General features: G+C 37.4%; 21 protein-coding genes and 1 tRNA gene. 4 read left to right on the top strand and 18 right to left on the bottom strand.

The window, feature by feature from the left end; all coding sequences use genetic code 11:
- The first annotated feature begins 110 nt into the window (after window positions 1-110).
- Complete coding sequence (locus tag IGL17_RS03815; protein ID WP_002361424.1) at window positions 111-845, top strand: alpha/beta fold hydrolase; 735 nt, start codon at window positions 111-113, stop codon at window positions 843-845.
- On the top strand, window positions 842-3,373 hold the full coding sequence (gene mprF, locus IGL17_RS03810; protein ID WP_002358907.1) for a bifunctional lysylphosphatidylglycerol flippase/synthetase MprF: 2,532 nt from the start codon (window positions 842-844) through the stop codon (window positions 3,371-3,373). Before IGL17_RS03815 ends, mprF begins: the two co-directional genes overlap by 4 nt.
- Window positions 3,374-3,443: 70 nt before the next feature.
- On the opposite strand, the gene IGL17_RS03805 is transcribed toward mprF, so the two are convergent.
- Window positions 3,444-4,256 carry a pyruvate, water dikinase regulatory protein gene (locus IGL17_RS03805; RefSeq protein ID WP_002396488.1) on the bottom strand — a complete coding sequence of 271 codons (813 nt, stop codon included), beginning with the start codon at window positions 4,254-4,256 and terminating at the stop codon, window positions 3,444-3,446.
- A gap of 12 nt (window positions 4,257-4,268) precedes the next feature.
- Entirely contained in the window at window positions 4,269-4,898 is a 630-nt protein-coding gene (locus tag IGL17_RS03800; protein WP_002355926.1) for a helix-turn-helix transcriptional regulator, read from the bottom strand.
- A gap of 169 nt (window positions 4,899-5,067) precedes the next feature.
- Between IGL17_RS03800 and ppdK the strand changes: the two genes are divergently transcribed.
- Window positions 5,068-7,713, top strand: a complete 2,646-nt coding sequence (ppdK, locus tag IGL17_RS03795; protein WP_016617845.1) for a pyruvate, phosphate dikinase — start codon at window positions 5,068-5,070, stop codon at window positions 7,711-7,713.
- A 113-nt stretch (window positions 7,714-7,826) separates the two neighbouring features.
- On the opposite strand, the gene IGL17_RS03790 is transcribed toward ppdK, so the two are convergent.
- The 16 genes from IGL17_RS03790 to sfsA all read right to left on the bottom strand — a co-directional run bounded on the left by IGL17_RS03790 (window position 7,827) and on the right by sfsA (window position 22,554).
- Entirely contained in the window at window positions 7,827-8,159 is a 333-nt protein-coding gene (locus IGL17_RS03790) for a putative quinol monooxygenase (RefSeq protein ID WP_002358903.1), read from the bottom strand.
- A 33-nt stretch (window positions 8,160-8,192) separates the two neighbouring features.
- A tRNA-Arg gene (locus tag IGL17_RS03785) sits at window positions 8,193-8,266 on the bottom strand.
- A gap of 320 nt (window positions 8,267-8,586) precedes the next feature.
- Window positions 8,587-9,780: a GNAT family N-acetyltransferase gene (locus tag IGL17_RS03780; protein WP_002355922.1), complete on the bottom strand. Its 1,194-nt coding sequence runs from the start codon at window positions 9,778-9,780 to the stop codon at window positions 8,587-8,589.
- Between the two features lie 57 nt (window positions 9,781-9,837).
- Window positions 9,838-11,232, bottom strand: coding sequence for a glycoside hydrolase family 1 protein (locus IGL17_RS03775; protein ID WP_002355921.1), 1,395 nt, complete (start codon window positions 11,230-11,232; stop codon window positions 9,838-9,840).
- A gap of 83 nt (window positions 11,233-11,315) precedes the next feature.
- Window positions 11,316-12,593 carry a PTS sugar transporter subunit IIC gene (locus IGL17_RS03770; protein WP_002355920.1) on the bottom strand — a complete coding sequence of 426 codons (1,278 nt, stop codon included), beginning with the start codon at window positions 12,591-12,593 and terminating at the stop codon, window positions 11,316-11,318.
- A gap of 65 nt (window positions 12,594-12,658) precedes the next feature.
- Window positions 12,659-12,979: a PTS lactose/cellobiose transporter subunit IIA gene (locus tag IGL17_RS03765; protein WP_002355919.1), complete on the bottom strand. Its 321-nt coding sequence runs from the start codon at window positions 12,977-12,979 to the stop codon at window positions 12,659-12,661.
- A 22-nt stretch (window positions 12,980-13,001) separates the two neighbouring features.
- Window positions 13,002-13,328: a PTS sugar transporter subunit IIB gene (locus IGL17_RS03760; RefSeq protein ID WP_002355918.1), complete on the bottom strand. Its 327-nt coding sequence runs from the start codon at window positions 13,326-13,328 to the stop codon at window positions 13,002-13,004.
- 275 nt (window positions 13,329-13,603) lie between these two features.
- Window positions 13,604-14,014 (bottom strand): DUF3284 domain-containing protein, encoded by a 411-nt coding sequence (locus IGL17_RS03755; RefSeq protein ID WP_002355917.1) that lies wholly within the window; start codon window positions 14,012-14,014, stop codon window positions 13,604-13,606.
- A complete protein-coding gene (locus tag IGL17_RS03750) occupies window positions 14,014-14,214 on the bottom strand; it encodes a DUF3188 domain-containing protein (protein WP_002355916.1) in 201 nt (66 codons plus the stop codon). Before IGL17_RS03750 ends, IGL17_RS03755 begins: the two co-directional genes overlap by 1 nt.
- Window positions 14,215-14,227: 13 nt before the next feature.
- A complete protein-coding gene (locus IGL17_RS03745; protein ID WP_002355915.1) occupies window positions 14,228-14,446 on the bottom strand; it encodes a hypothetical protein in 219 nt (72 codons plus the stop codon).
- Between the two features lie 43 nt (window positions 14,447-14,489).
- A complete protein-coding gene (locus IGL17_RS03740; RefSeq protein WP_002369870.1) occupies window positions 14,490-15,953 on the bottom strand; it encodes a PTS sugar transporter subunit IIC in 1,464 nt (487 codons plus the stop codon).
- A gap of 141 nt (window positions 15,954-16,094) precedes the next feature.
- Window positions 16,095-16,412, bottom strand: coding sequence for a PTS sugar transporter subunit IIB (locus IGL17_RS03735; RefSeq protein WP_002355913.1), 318 nt, complete (start codon window positions 16,410-16,412; stop codon window positions 16,095-16,097).
- A 228-nt stretch (window positions 16,413-16,640) separates the two neighbouring features.
- Window positions 16,641-19,346, bottom strand: coding sequence for a sigma 54-interacting transcriptional regulator (locus tag IGL17_RS03730; RefSeq protein WP_002373633.1), 2,706 nt, complete (start codon window positions 19,344-19,346; stop codon window positions 16,641-16,643).
- A gap of 44 nt (window positions 19,347-19,390) precedes the next feature.
- The gene (locus IGL17_RS03725) at window positions 19,391-20,692 is read right to left on the bottom strand and encodes a DEAD/DEAH box helicase (RefSeq protein WP_438759972.1); all 1,302 of its coding nucleotides are present in this window, start codon (window positions 20,690-20,692) and stop codon (window positions 19,391-19,393) included.
- Window positions 20,693-20,718: 26 nt separating this feature from the next.
- Window positions 20,719-21,717 carry a Gfo/Idh/MocA family protein gene (locus IGL17_RS03720; protein WP_002355910.1) on the bottom strand — a complete coding sequence of 333 codons (999 nt, stop codon included), beginning with the start codon at window positions 21,715-21,717 and terminating at the stop codon, window positions 20,719-20,721.
- Window positions 21,718-21,822: 105 nt separating this feature from the next.
- The gene (sfsA, locus tag IGL17_RS03715) at window positions 21,823-22,554 is read right to left on the bottom strand and encodes a DNA/RNA nuclease SfsA (RefSeq protein WP_002379206.1); all 732 of its coding nucleotides are present in this window, start codon (window positions 22,552-22,554) and stop codon (window positions 21,823-21,825) included.
- 198 nt (window positions 22,555-22,752) lie between these two features.
- Between sfsA and IGL17_RS03710 the strand changes: the two genes are divergently transcribed.
- Window positions 22,753-23,121: a DUF4828 domain-containing protein gene (locus IGL17_RS03710; RefSeq protein ID WP_002355908.1), complete on the top strand. Its 369-nt coding sequence runs from the start codon at window positions 22,753-22,755 to the stop codon at window positions 23,119-23,121.
- Window positions 23,122-23,262: the final 141 nt, after the last annotated feature.

The following is a 23,262-nucleotide window of genomic DNA, read 5'->3' as shown; positions in this document are numbered from 1 at the left end:
ACCTTACAAAACTGTTCGGAAAATTTTCTGTTTTTTATTACAAAAAAAAGACAAAAGACTCTATAATGAGAGAGGACTCGATTGATTATAGATGAGATAGGTGACGGAGAATGGCAATAGAAAAATATTTTCAAACAATAGATGGCAGTCAAATTTTTTATCAAATTTTTGGCAAAGAAACAAATTACCCCCTTGTGTTACTTCATGGTAATGGCAATGATCATACTTTTTTTAATTATCAAATTTCTTATTTCTCCAAGGAGTATCAAGTTATTGCGGTGGATACCCGCGGACATGGACGTTCCACCAATACACAAAGTCAATTAACTTTTCCGCTTTTGGCAGAAGATTTAGCTGGTATTATTCAACAAGAACACTTAACAAAAATTAATTTATTGGGCTTTAGTGACGGAGCAAATATTGCCATGGTTTTTACCCATTTATATCCTGATTTCGTCAACAAACTCGTCTTAAATTCTGGAAATGTCACCATGTCTGGTCTGAAAAAATATGTAACGATTGCCACTTATTTTCAATATTGGTTTTGTCGTATTGGCGCCTTTTTTTCAAAAAAATTGCGCGCACGGCTCCCTATCGTGGCTCTGTTATTTGAAGATACTGGACTGACAAAACAAGATTTAGAACACATCCCCTGTCCTACTCTTGTTATTACTGGCAGTCGAGATTTAATTGCGCTTTCCCATTCACGGGCGATTGCTGATGCCATTCCTGATGGCAAATTGGTCTTGGTAAATAAACAGGGTCATTTATTTGCCAAAAACTCACCAGATATTTTTAATAAAACAATCGAAAAATTCTTAAAGGAAATGAAGGTGTCTAAATGAAACAAATTATTCATTGGATCAAAACGCATACAGGATTACTAAAAACACTGTTTGTTATTGCGGTCTCAATTATTGTTGTTGCCCAACTTTTATCAATTGGTAAAACGATCTCATTTGAACAGTTAAAACAGATTTTTGATGAGATTCCGCTATGGAAATTGTTATTGATGATGGTTATCGGTTTAGTTTCCGTTACTCCGATGCTAAATTATGACTTAACATTAAATCGCATTTTAAACTTGAAAGTCTCAAAACGGGAACTCCTTGAATCTAGCTGGATTGTCAATACAATCAATAATATTGGTGGATTCGGTGGTTTGGTCAGCATGGGACTTCGTTCTGAATTTTATGGAAATAAAACAGAGGAAAAGAAAATTTTACCTGCGTTAACCCATATTTTACTTTTTGTGTTATCCGGTCTATCTATTTATAGTATTCTTTGCTTTTTCCTTGTTCAGTTTGATCCAAAGATGGCTTATTTACAGCAATATTGGATTTGGTTATTAGGTGGCGGTCTTTATTTCCCGTTACTTTATCTTATTTTACATTTCCAAAAAAATAGTTCCTTTGGTAACCTCGATGCAAAAAATCGCTTATCTTTAGTTGTTTCTTCGTTTTTAGAATGGACAGGTGTTTTAATTACCTTTATTAGTATTGGTTACTTATTGGACGTGCCGATTCCTTTAATTGATATTGTTCCTTTATATGTAGCAGCTTCGATTATTGGGATTGCTTCGATGATTCCAGGGGCTTTAGGTAGTTTTGATGTCATGATGATTTTAGGACTGAGCAACTTAGGTGTCGATCGTGAAATTATTGTTTTGTGGTTATTGCTCTATCGTTTATTCTATTATATTATTCCTTTCTTAATTGGCTGTTTGTTCTTTACAAAACACTTAAGCCAAAAATTGGATACTCATTATCGACAATTACTGAAACAAATTACTTTGGAAATTGCCCACAAATTGGAAGTGGTTTTACTTTATTTTTCAGGAATTATGATGGTGCTCCTAGCCACTATTCCAGAAGCCTTCACTCAAGTGCATTGGTTAAGAGATATTAACCCCTTCCGTTCACATATTATTATTCAAATTCCGAGTATTGTTTTAGGCTTTGCATTATTAATTATGGGACGTGGGATTGCTGATCGTGTTAAAAGAGCCTATTATCCAACGATTATTTTATTAATTGGTGCTATCTTGTATTCATTTGTTGTTGACTTTAGTATGTTTTCCATTTTCTATTTAGCTATTTTATTATTTATCGTTATTTTTTCAAAATCAGAATTGTACCGTGAACAACTGGTTTACTCTTGGGAGTGGATGACGATTGATGGGTTTATCTTTGGCTTATTGACTTTGTTATACCTGGTAATTGGTGTTTATAATTTACCGAACTTCCCACACCATCGTCATCATTTTGTGGAATTTTTCTTGTTCCCTTCCGAACGGATCTGGTTGTCAGGATTTATCGCTATCCTCTTAGTTATGAGTTTTAACTTTCTATTTGTTCGCTACCTCCAAGGGAAAAAACACCAAGTGGGTGAGTTTCCAGAAGATAGTATCTTGCATAATATCTTAACAACTTATGGCGGGAATATTGACAGTGAACTTGTCTTTCTTCATGATAAACAGGTTTTCTTATATCCCAAAGAAGAACCGACTGTCTTTTTACAATTCAACACCATTAATAATAAATGCGTTGTGATGGGCAATCCTTCGGGGAACAAAGAAGATTTTCCTGCGGCGATTGATGCATTCCTTAAAGAAACAGATCGTTTCGGCTATGTCCCCGTCTTTTACGAAACCAATGAGGACAGCGTGATGTTACTACACGAATATGGCTACGAATTTATCAAAATGGGCGAAGAAGCCTTAGTTAATCTAGAAACATTTACGATGTCTGGGAAAAAATTCAAAGGCACCCGCGCAGTGTTTAATAAAATTACCAAAGCCGGCTATTCATTTGACGTACTCCAACCTCCTTTTAGTGCCGAACAAATGCACGAATTAAAAGCTATTTCGGATAGTTGGTTAGACAATCGAAAAGAAAAAGGCTTTTCACTAGGATTTTTCGATGAAGCGTATCTTCAAAGAAACCCAATTGCTGTTGTCCGAAATGCTGAAGGAGAAATGGTCTCTTTCGCTAATATCATTCCTAGTTACACAAATGAAGTTGGTACCATCGACTTGATGCGTCACCATAAAGAAAAAGCCCCTTCTGGAAGTATGGATTTCCTATTTATTCATTTATTTGAATATATGAAAACAGAAAATATTCATTATTTCAATTTAGGGATGGCTCCGTTAGCCAACGTTGGTCAATCAAGAAAAAGTTTTATTCAAGAACGGATTGCTGCGTTAATTTATGAATTTGGTTCAGAAATCTACTCCTTCCAAGGATTACGCGAATACAAGGAAAAATTTGCTAGCAAATGGCAACCCCGCTATACACTTTATTCTAAAAGTAGCTGGATTGTCTACGTGATGATCGCTTTACTCATTGTCGATCAAAAAAATATTGACTAACAAAAAGAAGCCCAATTAAGTATAAAAAGCTTGGCAACTTCACTGAAATTTAGTGAGGTTGCCAAGCTTTTTAATTTCTTTCATCTAGTTTTTCTTTAATCAAAAAGGCTGTTTCTTCGACAGATTTTGCGGTTACATCAATCACTGGGATACCATACTTCGCAAAAATTTCTTCGGCATAAGCTAATTCTTGTTCAATCCGTTCAACATTGGTATAACTGGTCTCATTACCTAAACCTAAGGAAGCCAACCGACTGCTACGAATCTGTCCTAATGCTTCTGGCGAACAAACTAAACCAATCATTTTTTGTGGATCCATTTCTTCCAAAATTGACGGCAATGGAACTTCTGGAATTAATGGTAAGTTAGAAACGCGGTAGCCTTGATTTGCTAAATACATACTGACTGGCGTTTTTGAGGTCCGCGAAACGCCTAACAACAATATATCAGAATCAAGAAACCCTTGAGGATTTTTGCCATCATCATATTTTACAGCAAATTCAATCGCTGAGATTTTATCAAAATAAGCACGATCTAGTTGGTGGCGTCGTCCAGGCTCTTCAATAGGATCTACTCCGGCTTTCGCTTGAATTAATTCAAAAAATGGCGCCATTAAATCTAAATATAACAACCCTGTTCGTTCACTAAATTCTTTCGCCGCTGTGATTAGTTGTTTACTGACTAATGTACTGACAACTAAGGCTTTATCTTTTAAGGCATCTTTTAAAATCTCTAATAATTCTTCTTCTGTTGTGACAAAAGAAAAATTGTATCGATTAAGAAAAGAAATATCTGGATATTGTGCGCTTGCTGCAGCTAACAATTTTTGTGATGTTTCTCCAAGTGAATCGGAAATAGTATAAACAATGATCTCTTTTTTCATAATTAAGCTCCCTTATCTATTTTGTGCGGCTTCTTTCGCTTGTTGCGTAATATAGGTTAAAATTTTCGTTTTCGTAATTTTTCCAATAACTTTTTTAGGATTTTCTTTTTCAACGACTGGCAAAGAATCCACTTCGTATTTTTGCAAAGTGTCAGCAGCTTCAAGAATAGTAAATTCTGGTGTGCAGGTTTTCACATGTGGCACTCTTGTCATACAAACAGCAACAGGTGTGCCATCAATATTTGTATTTAAAGAGGCTCGTAATAAATCTTTTCGTGACAAAACCCCTAATAATTCTTTTGCTTCATCCATGACATAAAGAGAACCGACATCATACATAAATAAGTTGGTAATCGCATCTCGAATTGAGGTGTCTTGGGCAACCATCAATGGTGGACTCATGATCTCCTGAACTTTTGTTTGAAAAACATCAAAAAAGAAAAAAGCCTCCATATTATCACTTTCGTAAGTATAACCAACTTTCGGACTTGCTTTTAAAATTCCTGAAAGTGTTAAAAAAGACAAATCAGAACGCAATGTCGCACGTGAAACGGCTAGTATGTCCGAAATGCGTTCACCACTAACTGGCTGATGCTCTTTTACAACAGCGATAATTTGCTCTTGTCGTTTACTTAATTTCATCATTTCCTCCTCAATTCCTCTTAAACAAATTGTGCATTCGCTTACAATTATACACATATTTATTGTTTTTTCAACATATTGACAAGAAAATTTTTCTATTGACAAACTTATTTCCGTCTATTATGATGTTTATTGAACATATAAGACACATATTAAACGGAGGTCACGCATGAAAAAGTTTATTTATTCTTTTAACGAAACACACAATGAAGGTAAAGAGACTCTTGGTGGTAAAGGGGCGAACTTGGCAGAAATGACACGCTTAGGTTTGCCGATTCCGCAAGGATTCACGATTACAACCCGTTGCTGTATGGACTATTTGGCAGATGCTACTTTCTTTGAAGAACACTTACAATCAGAAATTTTGAAAGCGGTTAAAAATCTAGAAACTGAAACAGGCAAATCTTTTACCGCGGACAATGAGATTCTCTTAGTTTCCGTTCGCAGCGGTGCTGCCTTCTCGATGCCTGGTATGATGGATACTATTTTAAATTTAGGTTTAAATGATCAACGTGTGAAAAAATTTGCGACCTTAACCTCTCCTGGTTTTGCTTTTGACTGTTATCGCCGACTTATTCAAATGTTTGGAGACGTCGTCTATCACATTCCCAAAGAATTATTTGACCAACAAAAAGAGCGCTTGGAACAAGAGTTAAACAAAAAAATTACCACTTTTCAAGAAGCAGATCATTTTGCCTTGATTGTCCGCTACCAAGAAGTTTTTGAACAACATCAGGTGGTCTTCCCGCAAGACCCTGTCGCACAACTTTTTGAAGCAATCAAAGCTGTTTTTGATTCATGGAATAATCAACGTGCGGTGGTTTATCGAAACTTACATCATATTGCACATGATTTAGGTACAGCTGTCAACATTCAAGAAATGGTTTTCGGCAATCGTGGACTAGACAGTGGCACTGGCGTTGTTTTCACTAGAAATCCGGTCACAGGGGAAAATCAACTGTTTGGAGAGTTTCTTTTGAACGCGCAAGGAGAAGATGTAGTGGCTGGTATTCGGACGCCAGAACCCATTCGTCGTTTACGTTTGACTATGCCAAAAGTTTATCAAGATTTTCGCCATTACGCAGAACTTTTAGAATATCATTATCGTGACATGCAAGATATTGAATTTACCATTGAAAATGAAAAATTATATATTTTACAAACAAGAAACGGGAAACGAACCGCCGCAGCTACGGTTAAAATTGCTTTAGACTTAGCCAAAGAAAATCGTATTACTAAACAAGAAGCACTGTTGCGTGTGACACCTGATACGATTGATCAATTAATTCATCCCGTGTTTGATCAAGAGAAACGACAACACATGGAACGTTTAGCTATGGGACTTCCTGCTAGTCCTGGTGCAGCAAGTGGCCAAATTGTTTTTACAGCAGAAAAAGCCAAAGAACTGACCAATCTAGGAAAGAAAGTCATTCTTGTTCGTCAAGAAACTTCACCAGAAGATATTGAAGGCATGGTTGTAAGCGAAGCAATTGTGACCAGTCGTGGCGGAATGACTTCTCATGCCGCTGTGGTCGCACGAGGAATGGGAACTTGCTGTGTGACTGGTTGTGAAAGTTTAACCGTTAATGAAGAAACCAAACAACTACACTGCGGGCCACAGGTCATCTTAGAAGGAACAATCATTTCCGTCGATGGCTCAACGGGGGAAATTTATCTTGGCGAAATTCCTACAATTTCTGCTGATAATAACGATGACCTTCAAGAGCTCTTGTCTTGGGCAGATGCATATGCTGATTTAACTGTTCGTGCCAATGCAGAAACTACACAAGATTTAGAGACTGCTATCCGTTTTGGCGCAGCGGGGATTGGTTTAGCGCGAACAGAGCATATGTTTTTCGGTGAAGAGCGTGTCTTGGAAATGCGTCGCCTGATTTTAGCAGAGTCTGAAAAGGAAGCAACCTATGCGTTGGAACAACTTCTTCATTTTCAACAGGAAGACTTTTATCAAATGCTGAAAGTAGTTCAAGACAAGCCCATGGTGGTCCGCTTGTTAGATCCGCCGATGCATGAGTTTTTACCTCATGAAAAGAATGATATTCAATTATTAGCGAAGCAACTACAACGGTTCCCGGTGACCATCGCCAAACAAATTGAACGGTTACAAGAAACCAATCCAATGTTGGGTCATCGTGGTTGTCGCTTAGGTGTGACCCAACCACAAATATACAAAATGCAAGTTACAGCCTTATTTACTAGTGCCATTCGATTAGTCAAAGAAGGAATTACTGTTTATCCAGAAGTGATGATTCCTCTAATCGCCGAAAAAGAAGAACTTCTCTATCTCAAACGCATTTTAAAAGAAACGATTGACGGTCTCTTTGAAGAACATAAAATGACTCCTTTCCCTTACGAAATCGGGACAATGATTGAACTACCTAGAGCTTGTCTGATTGCGGATCAGTTAGCAGAAGAAGCAGACTTTTTCAGCTTTGGAACAAATGATTTAACACAAATGACCTATGGTTTTTCTCGTGATGATATCGGTAAATTCATTAATACGTATCGGGAAAAGAAAATCATTACCCAAGATCCGTTTCAATCATTAGATCAAACAGGTGTTGGTCAATTGATTCAATTAGCTGTAGAGAAAGCGCGTCGCACTAAACCAAACATGAGTATTGGCGTATGTGGAGAAGTCGGTGGTGATCCGCAATCCATCACGTTTTTCCAAACACTTGGCCTAAACTACATCTCTTGCTCACCTTATCGGGTACCTATTGCGAAACTCGCAGCTGCCCAAGCCAAAATTTTAACCGAACCGGCTGTGACTGAAGAACAAATGGTCCTTCTTTAATTTAACGTGTGTAACAAATGATTCATCCTTACAAGATAAAAAGTGCTAGGAACATCAGTCGAAACGGCTGATGTTCCTAGCACTAAATTTTAAGATCAATGATTGCACTCTGGTTATTTTCTTATAAACGCGGCATCTTTTGTCAAGGGGTCTGTTACATCTGATACATATCTTTCTACTTTCATATGCAAATCATATTTTTCTCTAAGTTCCGTAATACGGGTCATCATTGGAGAAGCGTGGTGCTTGTCTAATGCTTCCTGGTCTGTCCAACTATCAATCAGCAGAACTGTTTCTTCATCGTCCATTGGAAAAAAGTATTCATAGCGACTATTCCCTTTTTCTGCACGAATCGCCTCTACAATTCCGCTGGCAATCATTTCTTTGGCAAATTCTCTTGCACGTCCATTTGTCCCACTATAATAAATATTTATAGTAATCGCCATCTGTCTTCCTCCCTAAATTTACTTGCCTTTTTACGTTCCCGACTGGAATTGAACCAGCGACCTACCGCTTAGGAGGCGGTTGCTCTATCCTACTGAGCTACGAGAACAATCTGTTTTAATTTTAGAAGTCTTCACTACATCTGTCAATAGACAAAAAGAAAGTATCTCGCATAAACAATTATGCGAGATACTTTCTTTCAGTGAAACACGTCGTTCGTTTATCTATTATTTTTTTTGCCGCCGATCAAGAATCATTTTTCCTAAATAATAAAGTCCTGTCGCAATAGCTATATATTGCCCAATTTTATTATTGCGTGCAACTTTTTCTTGTTTCGTTTTCGCCATTGTCCCCATCACCTTTCTAAAATAATTCTTTTTACATTTTTATTATAGTAGGTTCTGTCATTTTTTGCGAATAAACACACTTTTAAAAATAATCTTCTAAAATTGGCATACCTTTGACTAAACGTTGGCCTAAACGTTGAGCTGTCGTTGCGTCTCCTTGCAAGCGTTCATAAAAAGATAACGTCTCTGCTGAACGATAGCCCAAGAATAGTTGCGTCCACGTTTGGATATCTGCTTTCAAAGCAGCAGTCCCTTCTTTTTCCGCAGCACCTTTAGTCACTGTCGCTTTTCCTTGTTCGTCAATTGTGATTGTCCAAATGCCTTCATTCCATGGCCCATAGGAATCTTCAATCTCTAAAGAATACGTTTCTTTTTCTCCTGATTGAAATGGATACTTTTCCAGAAATGTTTGTAACTCAACGATTCGTGCCATCATGTAAGGTAAAATTTTTACAGAAGCTGCTGGCGTTGGCATTAAATCATTTAAATCTTTTCCAGCAAAACCATTAATCCAATGGAACGATTGAACGGAACCACTATGTGAGCCAATAAACCCAGCTAAAGCTTTAAAAGCTGTATTAGTTAAATAGTTCCATTCTACGATTTCAAAGGTGCCAGCAGCTATCCGATAAATCACATAACCTTCCGCTTTCCCTTCTGACGAATAATAAATCGCTTGATTATTTGGTTTACTTGCACGATTCAGCGTATAATCCAGCCACCAAGTTTCACGGATCACACCACCAGAGTGCGCTCTTTGATTTTCAAGGTATACGTCTTTAATGACCTCTTTACCGTCAGCCCAAGAAACTCGTTTAATGGTACCTGGAACTCGTTTAACACGTGGCCAATCTTCCGTTTTAATTGTATACTCTGCTTGTTCAAATGTTTGTTCATAGCCATATTGACGATAAAATGGATATGAAAACGGTGCTAAGTAAGAAAGGGCAACCTTTTGTTTCGCTAAATCAGCCAACATTTCTTTCATAATAGCAGAGATGCCGCCTTCACCACGATATTCTGGATAAGAAGCCACATAGCCAATTCCAGCCATGGGATAGCGGACACCATGGAAATTCACTTGAAAAGGTGTCGCCATCACTTGACTTGTTAATTGCTCATCAATTAGGAAGCCATAGCTTTGCGTATGTGACAACAATTTTTCAAAACGTTCTTGGCGTTCCGCCGTGGGTTCCTGATTAAAAGCATAGATAACAAGATCAAACATCTCTTTCATTTCTTCTTTGCCCATTTTTTTGACTCTTTTAGTTGTCATTTTCTTTCCTCCTCGCACATTGTATCAATTCATTTTATCACAGAAACGGTTCTCTTTCTAAAAGCCGTTATTTGCTGTCATTTCTTTGAACCAACGACCGCTTTTCTTAATGGTCCGTTTCGCATCATCATCTAAATCCACAGCGATGAAGCCATAACGATTTTTATAGGCATTAAGCCAAGACCAGTTATCCATACACGTCCACATATGATATCCTTGAACATTACTACCTTCTTGAATCGCTTGATGCACCCATTTCAAGTGATCTTGCACGAATTCAATCCGATAATCATCTTCAATGACTCCTTGTTCATTGACAAAGCGTTCTTCTCCTTCTACGCCCATGCCATTTTCTGAAATGTAGCAGCGAATGTTGCCATAATTTTCTTTTAAATTCATTAATGTATCATAAATGCCTTTTTCGTAGATTTCCCAGCCACGGTAAGGATTCATTTTTTTGCCAGGCATATCGTAGACATCATAAAAATCTTCTGGAAGTAAGCCTTCTGGTCGTGTTTCAACAGGTGTTTCTTTTGCTTTGGCACGACGTGGTTGATAGTAGTTTACTCCTAATAAGTCCACAGTATTTTCAGCAATTATTGCTAAATCTTCTGGCGTTGTTTCTGGCAACAAGTCATTTGCTTTCGCCCAGGCAACCATATCTTCTGGAAAATGGCCTTTAACTGCCGGATCTAAAAACGAACGGTTAAAGAAACCATCGACAAATTTAGCCGCATTTACATCGGCTTCATTGTGCTCATCACGAGGATAAGTCGGCGTTAAGTTTAAAATAATGCCAATTTCACCTGATAAGTTCATAGAATGATAAACAGCAATCGCTTTGGCACTAGCTAAAGCTTCATGATAGAGTACTTGAATCCCTTCTTTTAGATTCACTTTATCAGGATAATGCCAGCCATAGAGATAACCACCTTCAACTGGTACAATTGGTTCATTGTGCGTAAACCATTTTTTCACGCGATCGCCAAACAATTCAAAACAGGTTTTGGCAAAGTCGACATACAAATCAACCACTTCACGGCTTTCCCAACCGCCTTTTTCTTGAAGTACCATCGGCATATCAAAATGATACAAGTTCATAAAGGGCTCAATCCCGTGTTCTAATAAATCATCAATCACTTGATTATAAAAATCAACTGCTGTTTGATTGACTTTCCCTGTTGTAGGGTCTGGAATTAAACGGCTCCATTGAATGGATGTTCGAAAAGAGTTATGTCCCGTTTCTTTCATTAACTGAATATCTTCTTGGTATTTTTTATAAAATTGTGAGGTCTTATCTGGACCGACTTGTTGAAAAAATTTTTCTGGCGCTTCTTGATACCAAAAATCCCAAATATTTTGACCTTTACCATCACCTTCAAAAACGCCTTCTGTTTGAGGACCGCTGGCTGCAGAACCCCACCAAAAATTTTCTGGAAATTGATATTTCATGTTATTTGCTCCTTTACGATTTAATCATTAAAAAAAGGATTGAACCCTCCGTAAGAGTCCGGACGATTCAATCCTTCGATTTTTTACTCAGCTGCTTCTGCGGCTGCTTCTTGTTTCAAGTATTGATCTGTTGCTACTTTTACGAAAGGCATGTAGATCAAAATAGAAATCAATAAGTTAACAGCTGCTAAAACTCCGCCGGCGATACTCTTCGTTGCTAAAAATCCGCCAATAATTGGTGGTGTTACCCAAGGTGGCATAAAGGTTGCAGCTGGCACTAAACCAGTTGCTGTCGCCACATACGCAACAGTTACAAGAACCATTGGGACTAAAATGAATGGGATAAACATAATTGGGTTTAAAACAATTGGTAAACCGAACATGACTGGTTCATTAATATTAAATAGTCCTGGTGCTAAACTTAAGTTTGTAATGACTTTGTATGGTTTGTTACGACGACCTACGATAAAGATAGCAATTAACAGACCTAATGTTGCCCCTGTTCCACCTAAGTTTACAAATGAATCAAAGAAAGGTTTGTTTACAATATAAGGAATTGCTTTACCTGCTTCTAAAGCTTTAATGTTCGCATCAATCGCTGGTACGTTGATTGTTTGCATTAATGGGTCAACCATGTTGGCACCATGTAAACCAAAGAACCACAAGAATGGTGTAATGAAAGCTAACAATAATGCTGATGGGTAGCTGTTTGCAAGTCCCATAAATGGTTGTTGAACTGCTTCATAGAATGAAATAACGATATTGTCAATTCCTAAAGCAAATAGAATTGATGTAATTAAACTAAATAAACTGATTGTAATCATTGCTGGTAATAATGCCGCAAATGATTTTGCTACTGCTGGTGGTACACCATCAGGCATTTTGATAACTAATTTAGGATTGCCAGATAAACGTTGGAATAGTTCTCCTGAAATAAGTGCAATAATCAAAGCAATAAATAATCCAGTTGCGCCCATGCCTTCTAAGCCGCCAACTGCGAAGAATGAAGCTACAGAAACTGTACCGGCTGCAATGCCGTCTTTTCCATAAGATTTAACTAAATTGTGTGCTACTAAAAAGGCTACTAAAACGGCAAAGATTGCGAATGTACCGTTCCAAATGTTACCACCAAAGCTTTTCCAAATTGGTGCATCGTTATACATCATTGGGAAAATTTTGTTTAAAAAGTCCTCATATCCTGGAATTGGAATATTATTAATTAATACCGCCAAAGCCCCTAAAATCATTAATGGCATCGTTACGACAAACGCGTCACGAATTGCTACCAAGTGCCGTTGCGCTGCGATTACTGACGCTTTCGGCATAAAGTGTTTCTCCATCCATTGAACAAATCCGTCCATTGTTATTCCTCCTAATTAACGCTTTCTCAAGCGCGTTTTTCTTATAAGACGTATTGACAACGAGATTACTCGTTATCAATACGGCGATAAAGATCGATAATTTCTTTTGCTAAATCTGTAAATGCAATCGCAGTCATTAAATGATCTTGACTGTGCACTGTTAACAATGTTACTTGCATGTTATTGCCTTTTGCTTCTTCTGTTAACATTCCTGTTTGCGAATGATGTGCATGTACAAGTGATTCTTCTGCATCTGCAATTTTTTTGTCTGCTAATTCAAAATCCCCCGATTTTGCTGCGGCAATCGCTTCCATTGCATCGCTTTTAGCATTTCCGCCATACATGATTAAACCCATGATTGCTTCTAAGTTCTGTTGTCCGTCCATTACCTCTACCCCATTTTCTGCTCTAGTTTGATGATCCCATTAATGAAATTGCTTGATCTAAAACTTTTTCGCCATTCATCATGCCATAGTCCGCCATGTTAATTACATCTAAAGGAATTCCTTTTGGTTGTAATTTTTGTTCAAATTGCCCTTTCATGAAACGAACTTGTGGGCCTAATAATAAAACATTTACCTCTTTATTTTCCAAGTTTGTATCTGCTTCAGAAGCCGATACTGCAAAGATGTCTGCTTCCATGCCACGATCTTCTGCTGCTTTTTGCATTTTTGTTACTAATAAACTTGTGCTCATTCCTGCGGAACAAACTAACATAATTGTTTTTTTTGCCATTTTCCTTCATCTCCTAAATTCTCTTTGTTTTGCTTTACACCTTTATATAAGCAAGAAGCGTGCCAAGTTTTAACACATTGAAAACCTTGATATGACAACGTTTTTCAACATGGAAAGCGTGTACACACTAAAAATAAAACGATTACACACAGCTTTTTTGTGTGCGTTTCCAAAATAATAGGGCAACAAAAGAAAGTGAGCGATAAGTCGAAACGACTCATCGCTCACTTTCTAAAGCTGAAGAGAATCAACTGGACAAAAGCCACTTTTTCCCTTTAAGCAGTTTCCATCATTTTAAGCATTTTATAAAACTGTTTCTTTTTAAAATAACTTAAAAAGATACCTAATACTGCATCATTCAGTTTTTGTAACGCCCCATAAGAAACCATTGTTTCTGTATAACGCAGTTCACAGCTTTTTTCATCAATTGGCTGGAGCTCATACCGCACCGAGAAATCATTTTTAGTTGTGGATGTTCGAAATTGATAGGTCTTATTTTCTACAGCTTCTTCAATAACTATTTTCGCGCGACTATTTTTACTATATTCTTTGATGTATTCAAACTTACGCAACTGCTTTCTTGTAAGAGTTTTGCCTGTTTGCTTACGGATATCAAAAATAACAGAATTCATTAATTGCGTGTAAAATTCATCTGCTGAAATAGTTAATGTTTTCGTAATTTCCATTACCGTTTCACCTCATCCTTTGTCGCCTCTTCTTCAGCAACTTTTTTTCCTTTAAAAAACAGGTAACCACCAAGTCCAATGAAAAAAATCCCCGTTGTCAGACTTAATAAATCATAGTTTAAGGAGCTGGGATTCAACGAATACAAAACAATCAAGAAGCCAATACTACATAAAAATAATCCATTTCTAATCATTTTCATCCATCCTATCTTTTTAGACTACCGTTGCTTGGAAGTATAAAACGCCTCCCCAAGGTTGTTCCTTAATCAGCTGTTTTGCTACTTGTGCAGCAGTTTCAGGATCTCCTTCAACTTCAAAAAATAACTTAATACCATTCTTTTCTTTAAAAGTAAATGTTTCATTTTCCCCTTGATATGCCTCTAATAAAGTAATAATTTCCTCTTGCTTCATTGCACTTGCAATCGAAATCATGCCGCTTGCTCCTTTCTATACAAGTAATTGCTGTTTTTATTGCTTATTGCTCTCTTTCGCCTAATGCAGGATCCATTTTGTTAGCAGCGATAACAAACGGTGTCCAAATCAAGAAAGTGACTACCATACATACCAACGCTACAATTGGTGCGCGCCAGTCGGCACCTGTCGCTAAGAAAGATAATAGCAACGGCGGTGTCACCCATGCGACTTGTTGAGAAACTGGGGCGACTAGCCCAAGATACGTTGCAACCCAGCCAATTGTAGTAGCAACTAATGGCGCAATTACAAATGGAATAAACATAATTGGATTCAGAACAACTGGTAAACCAAACATAATCGGTTCATTGATATTAAAGATCCCAGGTCCTAATGATAATTTACCAACTGTTAAATAATCTGCTCGTTTGGAGAATAACAAGATTGCAATAATTAGGACAATTGTACCGCCTGAACCACCAAACCAAGCAAAAGCATCAAACGAACCACGGACCCACATGTAGGCTTTACCGTCGTCAATAGCGGCTAAAACCGCAGCTGTTCCTGTTTTTCCTTCATAACCTTTTTGGAAAATATCAATATTGATTAATTGTGCTTGTCCCCAAATTCCTTCAAGAACTGGTGCCAAAACGTTTGGCCCATGAATACCAAAGAACCAGAAAATTTGAACAAAAACTGTTACGATTAACACAGCGCCTAGTCCTTGTGATAACCCAAGGAACGGTTCCGCGATATATTTTTGAATTAAATCAATTAATAATTGACCGCCTGAAAGTTTTGACACCGTAAAGTTAATAATCGCTACGACATACAACGCGATTGTTGCTGGTAAAATTGCCGCAAACGCTTTTGAAACTGCTGGCGGAACAGAATCAGGCATTTTTATTGTTAAATCCGCTTGCATTAATTTACAAAAAATAATAGTTGATAAAGCGCCCATAATCATCACTGTAAAGAAAGCGTTACCATTTAGATGGTTGAGATTTAACCAACCCCATGGATTGACAGTCAATTGATTATTAGCAATTGACGCACCAATTTCTGCCCCATTAATTGCGTTGGCAATCTTTTCTGGCACTTTTACAGCTAATTCAGCTGTGTTATTCGGTGCAAAAGCAACACCTGAAATTAAGGTAGCTAAACTGACAATCCCACCAGCTAGCTCATTCACATTGTATGCTTTCGCTAAGTTATAGCCCCAAGAAAAAGCGAAAATCAAACCAGCGATAGCCAATGTACCATTCCAAACAAAACCATTAATCCCAATGATGACATTCAATACTGCAAAAATACCTTTGTCTGCTTCCAAACTTGCCGCATAAGTTGAGACAAACTCTTGGGGAAGATCTCGAATAATTGCGTTAATCATTACGGCGACTGATCCAGCCATTGTCGCAGGTAATGTACCAATAAAAGCATCCCTTAGTGCCACCAGATGTTTCTGTGCACCAATTTTTGCGGCAGTTGGTAAGATATATTTTTCCATCCATGCCATTAATCCGTTCATTTTTATTCCTCCTGTATCCATTTATATTTATTAAAAAGGCAGTAGCCTCATTAAACGAATGAATCGAGCGTACAAAATAAAACCTTTGGTAACATGCACTATCCTTGTTTGCTATTCACTTTTCTTAAACCTTTTAATTCCTTATCCCATTAATGAGATTGCTTGATCTAAAACTTTTTCGCCATTCATCATGCCATAATCTGCCATGTTAATTACATCTAAAGGAATCCCTTTTGGTTGTAATTTTTGTTCAAATTGCCCTTTCATGAAACGAACTTGTGGACCTAAAAGTAAAACATTCACCTCTTTATTTTCCAAGTTTGTATCAGCTTCAGAAGCCGATACTGCAAAGATGTCTGCTTCCATGCCACGATCTTCTGCTGCTTTTTGCATTTTTGTTACTAATAAACTCGTGCTCATTCCTGCGGAACAAACTAACATAATTGTTTTTTTTGCCATTTTTTCTTCATCTCCTTAAAAATTATGACGTTATACACTTTATTTATAGCAATAATTGTGCCAAGTTTTTTCCTCATTAAAATACTGATATAACAGCTTTCACCATCAAAAAAAGCGTGCACACACTAAAAGAAAACGCTTACACACATGAAATTGTGTGTAACTTACAAAAAGAAAACATCAAGAAAAAAGAGAGCGTTTTCTCATTTCTTGATGTTTTTTTATTTATTATTGTTTACTTTTAATTTCATTTTCTAAAAACATTTGGGTAACATGCGCAACTTCCGCTTCTGGAATCGTCACACGATACGCCCGTTCAATTAACATAAAATTCGTGCGTACGACATCGATTTCTAAACGATGTGTTTTAACATATTCCGCTAAGTTTGGAAAATTTCTTGTTTCTTCTCCTTTAATTAAAGCATCTACCAGAAAAGCCAAATGAATCATGATTCCGGCATCCACCCCTGGTTCAACAATAATATGCATGTCTGTTTGTATTTGATGAACTGTTTTTTGTAACATGAGAATTAATTTTTGTAAGGAGTCCACAGAAGTAATGACGCCACTTAGTGAATGAACAATTGTATCAATTGCCACTTCATCACTAGCAATCCGTTTCAATACATTTAATTTTTCATCATCAAAAATATCATAGACGGAAAAGAAGGGAATATTTTGATATTCAACATCCACAGTTCCCGCAATGGCCTTAATTTCATATTCTTCCATCAAGTTGTCGATATGCTTTTTAAACGTTTCTCGTTCAATAAATTGCATTTGAATCAGTTCTACTTTTGTTTCATCAATAACGGGTAAGATTCGTTGGTATAGTTTTGCGGCGACCCCTTCTCCTGTAAAGCACGTCACGATTACTGCTTTTTTTACGTTTTGACGTTTTTGCAGACTAGAGCGAAATTGTTCTCTCACAACGCTTTCAAAAGAAAGTTGAATATTTTGGTAAATGTCCTCTAAACTTCGTCCCACGCTTGCCATTCGAATAGCTTCTAAGACAATCATTGTGCTCGTCATTGTAATCGCCTTCGTTCGGATACCTGTTTCTTCAAACAACATATTTCCAAACGAATTTAATGAACCCATATCGGTCAGTAATAAAATCCCATTATTTAACGATTCTTTTTGCGTAATTACTTGGTTTCGTAATTGTTCATACATTGTTTGAACTTCCATCGTTAACGGCATATTCATCGCTGTTCCGATTGACGTTCCTAAAAGTTCTTGGGCGGTTTTCAACATACTTGAGGCAGTAGAATCCCCATGCATTAAGACGAACACACCAACATTATTTTCTGGAGTTCTTTCTTCTTTACCGACATTAATAGATAAAAACATACTAATAAAGCCAATTTCATCGAAAGGAATCTCTATGTTGTTCTCTTCTTCAATAATAGAAGATAAATCTAAGGCTACTTGAAATTCTTTTTTCATATTTTTACGGACATTATTTAAATCAGGATGGACAATCACGTGACCTTCTTTGACACGTTCAATCGTACTTTGTAAATGAAGCGCAAAGGCAAAGCGCGCAGTTTCGTTGTACGTGTGTTCCAAACGCTCTTCTGCGATATCATAAAGACGATTCGTTAAGTCCCAAATAGCTTCTGGTAATAACTCCTTATGTAAAGAATGTTGGGTTAATTCTTCGACATAATTTTTAAAATACGCATTCATATCTTTGGAAATCAATTCTTCTAAATCAACATTTTCTAAGTCAGCTTCGGACAAGTCAGCGACTTTTTCTTCGATTTCATTGTAAACTTGCATGTCTCTAGCTGGATCTTGTGACCAAACAATTTTGTTGGTGCCTGGCTGGAAAGATAAATAATTACTTTTACTATCGACAAATTGATCCAAGCGCTCAGGTACTTCTTTAATTTTTAATAATCCTTTTTGGACAGGTAACGACAAATCCCGTTTACGGATAACCAAATGTTCTAAATTGTGCGTCCGATAATAAAGGAATGACTTAGCACAAACTAATTTTAAGTCCCGCTTCACCTGACCAATATTTCCTTCTGCATCGTATAACATAAAAGCCAAAACTGCTTCACGTTCGATATCAATTTGTTGGCCCAAACGTGTTGCCTCTTGCTGAATAAATAACGAAATGATGGCATAACGCTCATCTAGCGTCCGTGCATCTAAAGATGGTAATGTAATCGACATCGGAATCCGCCGATTAAAAGTGGTTAAAAAGTTTTCTGAGGATTCCGTTGTCGCACCAATAATTTGAACAGAGGCTTCATAGGTTTGACCACTTTCTCCTAATGGACGGTACACGCCTTTATCAATAAACGTAAAGAGCATTTCTTGACCTTCTGGCGGTAAGCGATGAATTTCATCTAAAAAGAGAATCCCGCCATCTGCTTTTGCCATTAAGCCTGGACTATCTTCATTCGCACCAGTATAGGCACCTTTTTTTACGCCAAAGATATGACCAAATAATAATTGTGGGTTTTGTGCATAATCAGCACAATTAAAAGAGACAAAAGGGGCATCTTCATCTAAGGTTTTTGAATCAATGGCAAAACGGTACATACATTCAGCAAAAAGAGATTTCCCTGTTCCTGTTTTCCCAAAAATAATCGTATGCAAACCTCTTGGTGGATATAAAATAGCCGCCTTAGCCTGCTGAATACTCACTTTTAAAGAATCATTGGCACCTACTAATGTGTCAAAACTAACAGAGGTGGACTCATCTACATGGACTTGTTCTCCTTCATTGATTGTTGGCACTGAATAGATAACAGGACGTCCAGTACTTCTAGTAATTTTCTTTTCTTTGAATAATTCATTTAAATAACGGCTGGCATTACTGCGATCAATCATTAACTGTTCTGCTACCGCTCCTGCCGTTAAGCCAGTTTCATTTTTTTGAAGTAACGCTAAGATTTCTTCCTTCCGAGATTTCATGGAATCCTCCTCGATACAACGTTCTGCTTGAAGCTCGTAAAGCGTTATTTCTTCGCTTTACGAGCTCCTTTGTTTTTCGTGTTTTTCTTTTTGTTTTTCTTCTTTTTGCGTGTTTCTTGTGGTTCTTTGACAACAGAATTTACTGTTTCTGGTTTTCTTTCTTTCGTACTCTTTTTTTCTGAATACGTATCTTTGACTACGTTCTTTTTTTCTAGTTCATCTTTGGCTTTTGGCTGTTCATGAAGTGCACCATCATATAAAAAGATTTCCTGATAAGGAATGGCCAATTGTTTCATCAAACGTTGATAATCCCTTTTGGTGCCATCGTTGATAAACGTAATCACTGCCCCTTGTGCACCCATCCGGCCAACGCGACCAGAACGATGAATATAGCTCTCTTCGGTTAAAGGAACATCTACGTTTACGACGTAAGGGACCCCAGTGAAATCTAAGCCCCGTGCCGCAATATCCGTGGTTAATAACAACTTCACTCGTTCTGCTTTAAATTGATCGATCGCCAATTTACGCAACTGTTTACTTTGATCTGAAGCCAGACCAATAGCCGGAACATTCTCATAAACTAATTTTTCTTCTGCTGCACCTAAATCAGCAACTTGATTGAAAAAGACCATGCTTCTGAATGCTTCTGTATGGGCCAAACGACGTAAGTAATCAGCTTTTTTTCTTGGTGCTAACCGAATAAAGTAGTGGGCGACTTGGCCTGCTGAAGTATCTTCTTCCGTCACATCAATCACCTGTAATTTTTGGCTTAAAGATTGCGCTTGATTCACGACACGATCAGCAGTCGCTGAATAAAAAACAAGTTGGTATTCGGTTGGTGTGTGTGTCAAAATTTGCTTGGTTAAACTTAGCTCTTCCTCTTGGAAAAGTTGATCAACTTCATCCATTACGATTGTTTTTAACAACTGAGCTTTGACTTTTTTATTCTTCATTAACTCTAAAATTCGACCTGGTGTTCCGATTAACACTTCGGGACGTTTTTTTAACTTGTCAATCTGGCGTGAAACATTTGCCCCGCCGATTAACGTTTGAACCTTTAATTGAAGTGGCTTAGCCCAAATCCGAGCAACTTCAGCAATTTGCATAGCTAATTCTTGAGACGGAGCAATAATCAACAATTGATTTCCCTGTCCTTTTTCAACAGTTAAGAGTAAAGGCAGCATGTAAGCAAGTGTTTTTCCAGTTCCTGTCGGCGAAATTCCTAAAACATTTTCTCCTTCGCGAAGGGGCGTAAAACTTTTTTCTTGAATTGTTGATGGTTCGTTAAAGCCAGAAGCTTGCCACTGTTCTTGCCAAGCCTCTGGAAGTTGTTCTAAAAATCTCATATTGTTCCTTTCCTATCGCTTAATTCTTATTTATCAGCATCAAAAATAATGCCGGCACTATGACGTAAATCAGTGACTACTTTATTGACATTTCGAGCAAGCTCAACCCATTCTTCATACTTGGTGCCCCAATACTTATCTGTTGGGTTATTTAAAACTGCTGCAAAATCACGGGCTTCTTCAATCATTGGATTATCGGCTACTTGAATATCTAAGACATCACGTTCTTCATGTGCGCGATCATGGTACTCAGCCGAAGAAATAGCATTGACACTATCTAAAATCAAGGTCCCGTTTTCAAAGTAAATTTCGGATGGCGCAAAAGAATCACTAATTTTCCCAGTGTTTAACGTCACGTCAAACTGATCATATCGTAAAATAATTGTTCCTAAGCCATCGACACCTGTCGCAATTTTACTAGCAAAATAATGGCTTTCGTTTGGTACGCCAAACCAGCCTAAGGCTGCATAAACTAAATAAACGCCTAAATCCGCTAAGGCTCCCCCAGAAAAATGAGGAGAAAAAATATTTGGCTCTTTGCCTTCTAATACTTGATCATAGCGAGAAGAATATTTCATATACGTAAAATTCGCACCTAAAATTTGGTTTTTTAATGGCAATAATTCAGCAATTTTTTGGAAACTTTGCTCATGAATATTACGGGCCGCTTCAAAGAAATACACACGATTTTTATTCGCTAATTCAATAATTTCTGCCATCTCATCAGGCGTTGAAAAAGCTGGTTTTTCAACAATTACATTTTTTTTCGCTAAAATTGCTTGTTTCGCTTGTTCAAAATGTAATGAATTTGGTGAGGCAATATAAACCGTATCCATATGTGCAATACCAAAAAACGTCTCTAAATCAATTGCATATTCCACATCCCCATAGCGAGAACCAAATTCTTGTGCCGTTGCTAGTTTCCGAGAATAAACAGCCGTTAAATCATACGCACCCGTTTCTAAAGCTGCTGCAACAAATTGATGACTAATCCAATTGGTACCAATTACGCCTAAATGTATCATAATCAAAAACCTCCATTTTTTGTTTATTTACTCTCTTTATAATAGTAATCTCTCGTACAAAAGTCACGTAATTACCCTGCCTTAAAGCGCTAGGAGTTCTTCAAGTTATTTATTAGGATCATCAAATGCCTGTAATAAATCAAAGGTTACCTGTGACTTAAGTTCAATCGTTGCTGGTGTTACGTGGCAATTGTAAGCAAGGACTTGCACACCTTGATCAATTGCAGCACCCACATTTTCAGCAAAGGCGGGTTGCATCTCTTGGTGAAGCGTTGCTTGCTTAATTTCTTCAAATTGGACCACAAACAAAATGTAACAGCGGTAACCCGCTTTAGTTGCAGCCATTAGTTCAGTGACATGCTTCAAGCCACGAAGTGTTGGCGCGTCAGGAAAAGCACCGATGCCTTTATTTTCTAAAGTCATGCCTTTCACTTCGACAAAAGCTTGTTCGTCCGCATCCGTTTCCACTAGAAAATCAAATTTTGAATGTGCAAATCGTTGCTCACGTTTAACAGTTTGGATCGTACCAACTAAACCAGGAAGCACAATTTGACCATTTTTTAACGCTTCATTGACTAATGTATTCGGTACTTGGCTATCAATATTAATCCAAAAAGAACCTTTTTTTACTGCAATCAAATCGTAATCTGTTTTTCTTTTAGGCGATGGTTGATAACTAAGCGCCACAACAGCACCTGGTAAAAAAACTTCTTTCCCTCTGCCAGTATTTTTGACATGTGTGATTACTTCTTCATTCGTTTCCATTAAACGACAGTGTGCAATAAACCGATTGGGTCGTTCGATAAAATAAGCAAGTTGGACATTCGGGTACTTCATACACAGACTTCCTTTCTTACACACTATACCATAAAAAAACAAGGAAAAGTATAGACCAAAACCAACAATTTTACTATCTTGTGTCAATCATTAAATATTTGTCAATTCTCAGCGATTTAGTCGAATATTTTAGACAAGTTCTATATAATAAAGGTAACGAAGACGAATAAATGAAAATGAAGGTTAGGAGGAATTTCTTTGAAAAAACATTGGACTTTCTTGGTTGGTGCATCTTTACTTACTGGATTAGCAGGCTCTATCCTCTGGAAAAAAAATAAACAGCTCCCTTCCCCACAGGAGCTTCAACACAACTATACTGGGCATTGGTGGTTTGTGGACGTGAAGAAAGCCACGCAACACACCTTAGAAATCACCTCATCTTTCAATGTTTTCATTGATGGCAAACAAACGCATGCCTTGCTTGTTGAATTAACCCCTAAACGCTTAGTTATCTTAGACAAGTTAGGTTACCATTTAATCATTCAATGTGAAAATGGTGTCCCTGCGACGCTTTACGATGAAGCCGACGACGAAACCTACACACTAGAACGGGCCATTTACAATTAATAAATCACCCACGACACATAAAATGAAGTATGTGCGGTGGGTGATTTATTTTTTTACATCCCTTGCAAAAGCATTCAGAAAGTTTTCTTACAACTTGAATATTATTAAATAGTCAAATGCGCCTTTTTCTGATAAACTTAG

The sequence above is a fragment of the Enterococcus sp. AZ088 genome (genome assembly GCF_051714845.1).
GTDB classification, from domain to species: Bacteria; Bacillota; Bacilli; order Lactobacillales; family Enterococcaceae; genus Enterococcus; species Enterococcus faecalis.
The sequence above is the reverse complement of the archived record's forward strand: the minus strand, read 5'-3'. Positions and strand labels throughout refer to the sequence as shown.

Coding starts and splice junctions, on each gene's coding strand:
- IGL17_RS03815 (WP_002361424.1), top strand. CDS start 111: ATGGCAATAGAAAAATATTTTCAAACAATAGATGGCAGTCAAATTTTT.
- mprF (WP_002358907.1), top strand. CDS start 842: ATGAAACAAATTATTCATTGGATCAAAACGCATACAGGATTACTAAAA.
- IGL17_RS03805 (WP_002396488.1), bottom strand. CDS start 4,256: ATGAAAAAAGAGATCATTGTTTATACTATTTCCGATTCACTTGGAGAA.
- IGL17_RS03800 (WP_002355926.1), bottom strand. CDS start 4,898: ATGAAATTAAGTAAACGACAAGAGCAAATTATCGCTGTTGTAAAAGAG.
- ppdK (WP_016617845.1), top strand. CDS start 5,068: ATGAAAAAGTTTATTTATTCTTTTAACGAAACACACAATGAAGGTAAA.
- IGL17_RS03790 (WP_002358903.1), bottom strand. CDS start 8,159: ATGGCGATTACTATAAATATTTATTATAGTGGGACAAATGGACGTGCA.
- IGL17_RS03780 (WP_002355922.1), bottom strand. CDS start 9,780: ATGACAACTAAAAGAGTCAAAAAAATGGGCAAAGAAGAAATGAAAGAG.
- IGL17_RS03775 (WP_002355921.1), bottom strand. CDS start 11,232: ATGAAATATCAATTTCCAGAAAATTTTTGGTGGGGTTCTGCAGCCAGC.
- IGL17_RS03770 (WP_002355920.1), bottom strand. CDS start 12,593: ATGGACGGATTTGTTCAATGGATGGAGAAACACTTTATGCCGAAAGCG.
- IGL17_RS03765 (WP_002355919.1), bottom strand. CDS start 12,979: ATGGACGGACAACAGAACTTAGAAGCAATCATGGGTTTAATCATGTAT.
- IGL17_RS03760 (WP_002355918.1), bottom strand. CDS start 13,328: ATGGCAAAAAAAACAATTATGTTAGTTTGTTCCGCAGGAATGAGCACA.
- IGL17_RS03755 (WP_002355917.1), bottom strand. CDS start 14,014: ATGGAAATTACGAAAACATTAACTATTTCAGCAGATGAATTTTACACG.
- IGL17_RS03750 (WP_002355916.1), bottom strand. CDS start 14,214: ATGAAAATGATTAGAAATGGATTATTTTTATGTAGTATTGGCTTCTTG.
- IGL17_RS03745 (WP_002355915.1), bottom strand. CDS start 14,446: ATGATTTCGATTGCAAGTGCAATGAAGCAAGAGGAAATTATTACTTTA.
- IGL17_RS03740 (WP_002369870.1), bottom strand. CDS start 15,953: ATGAACGGATTAATGGCATGGATGGAAAAATATATCTTACCAACTGCC.
- IGL17_RS03735 (WP_002355913.1), bottom strand. CDS start 16,412: ATGGCAAAAAAAACAATTATGTTAGTTTGTTCCGCAGGAATGAGCACG.
- IGL17_RS03730 (WP_002373633.1), bottom strand. CDS start 19,346: ATGAAATCTCGGAAGGAAGAAATCTTAGCGTTACTTCAAAAAAATGAA.
- IGL17_RS03725 (WP_438759972.1), bottom strand. CDS start 20,692: ATGAGATTTTTAGAACAACTTCCAGAGGCTTGGCAAGAACAGTGGCAA.
- IGL17_RS03720 (WP_002355910.1), bottom strand. CDS start 21,717: ATGATACATTTAGGCGTAATTGGTACCAATTGGATTAGTCATCAATTT.
- sfsA (WP_002379206.1), bottom strand. CDS start 22,554: ATGAAGTACCCGAATGTCCAACTTGCTTATTTTATCGAACGACCCAAT.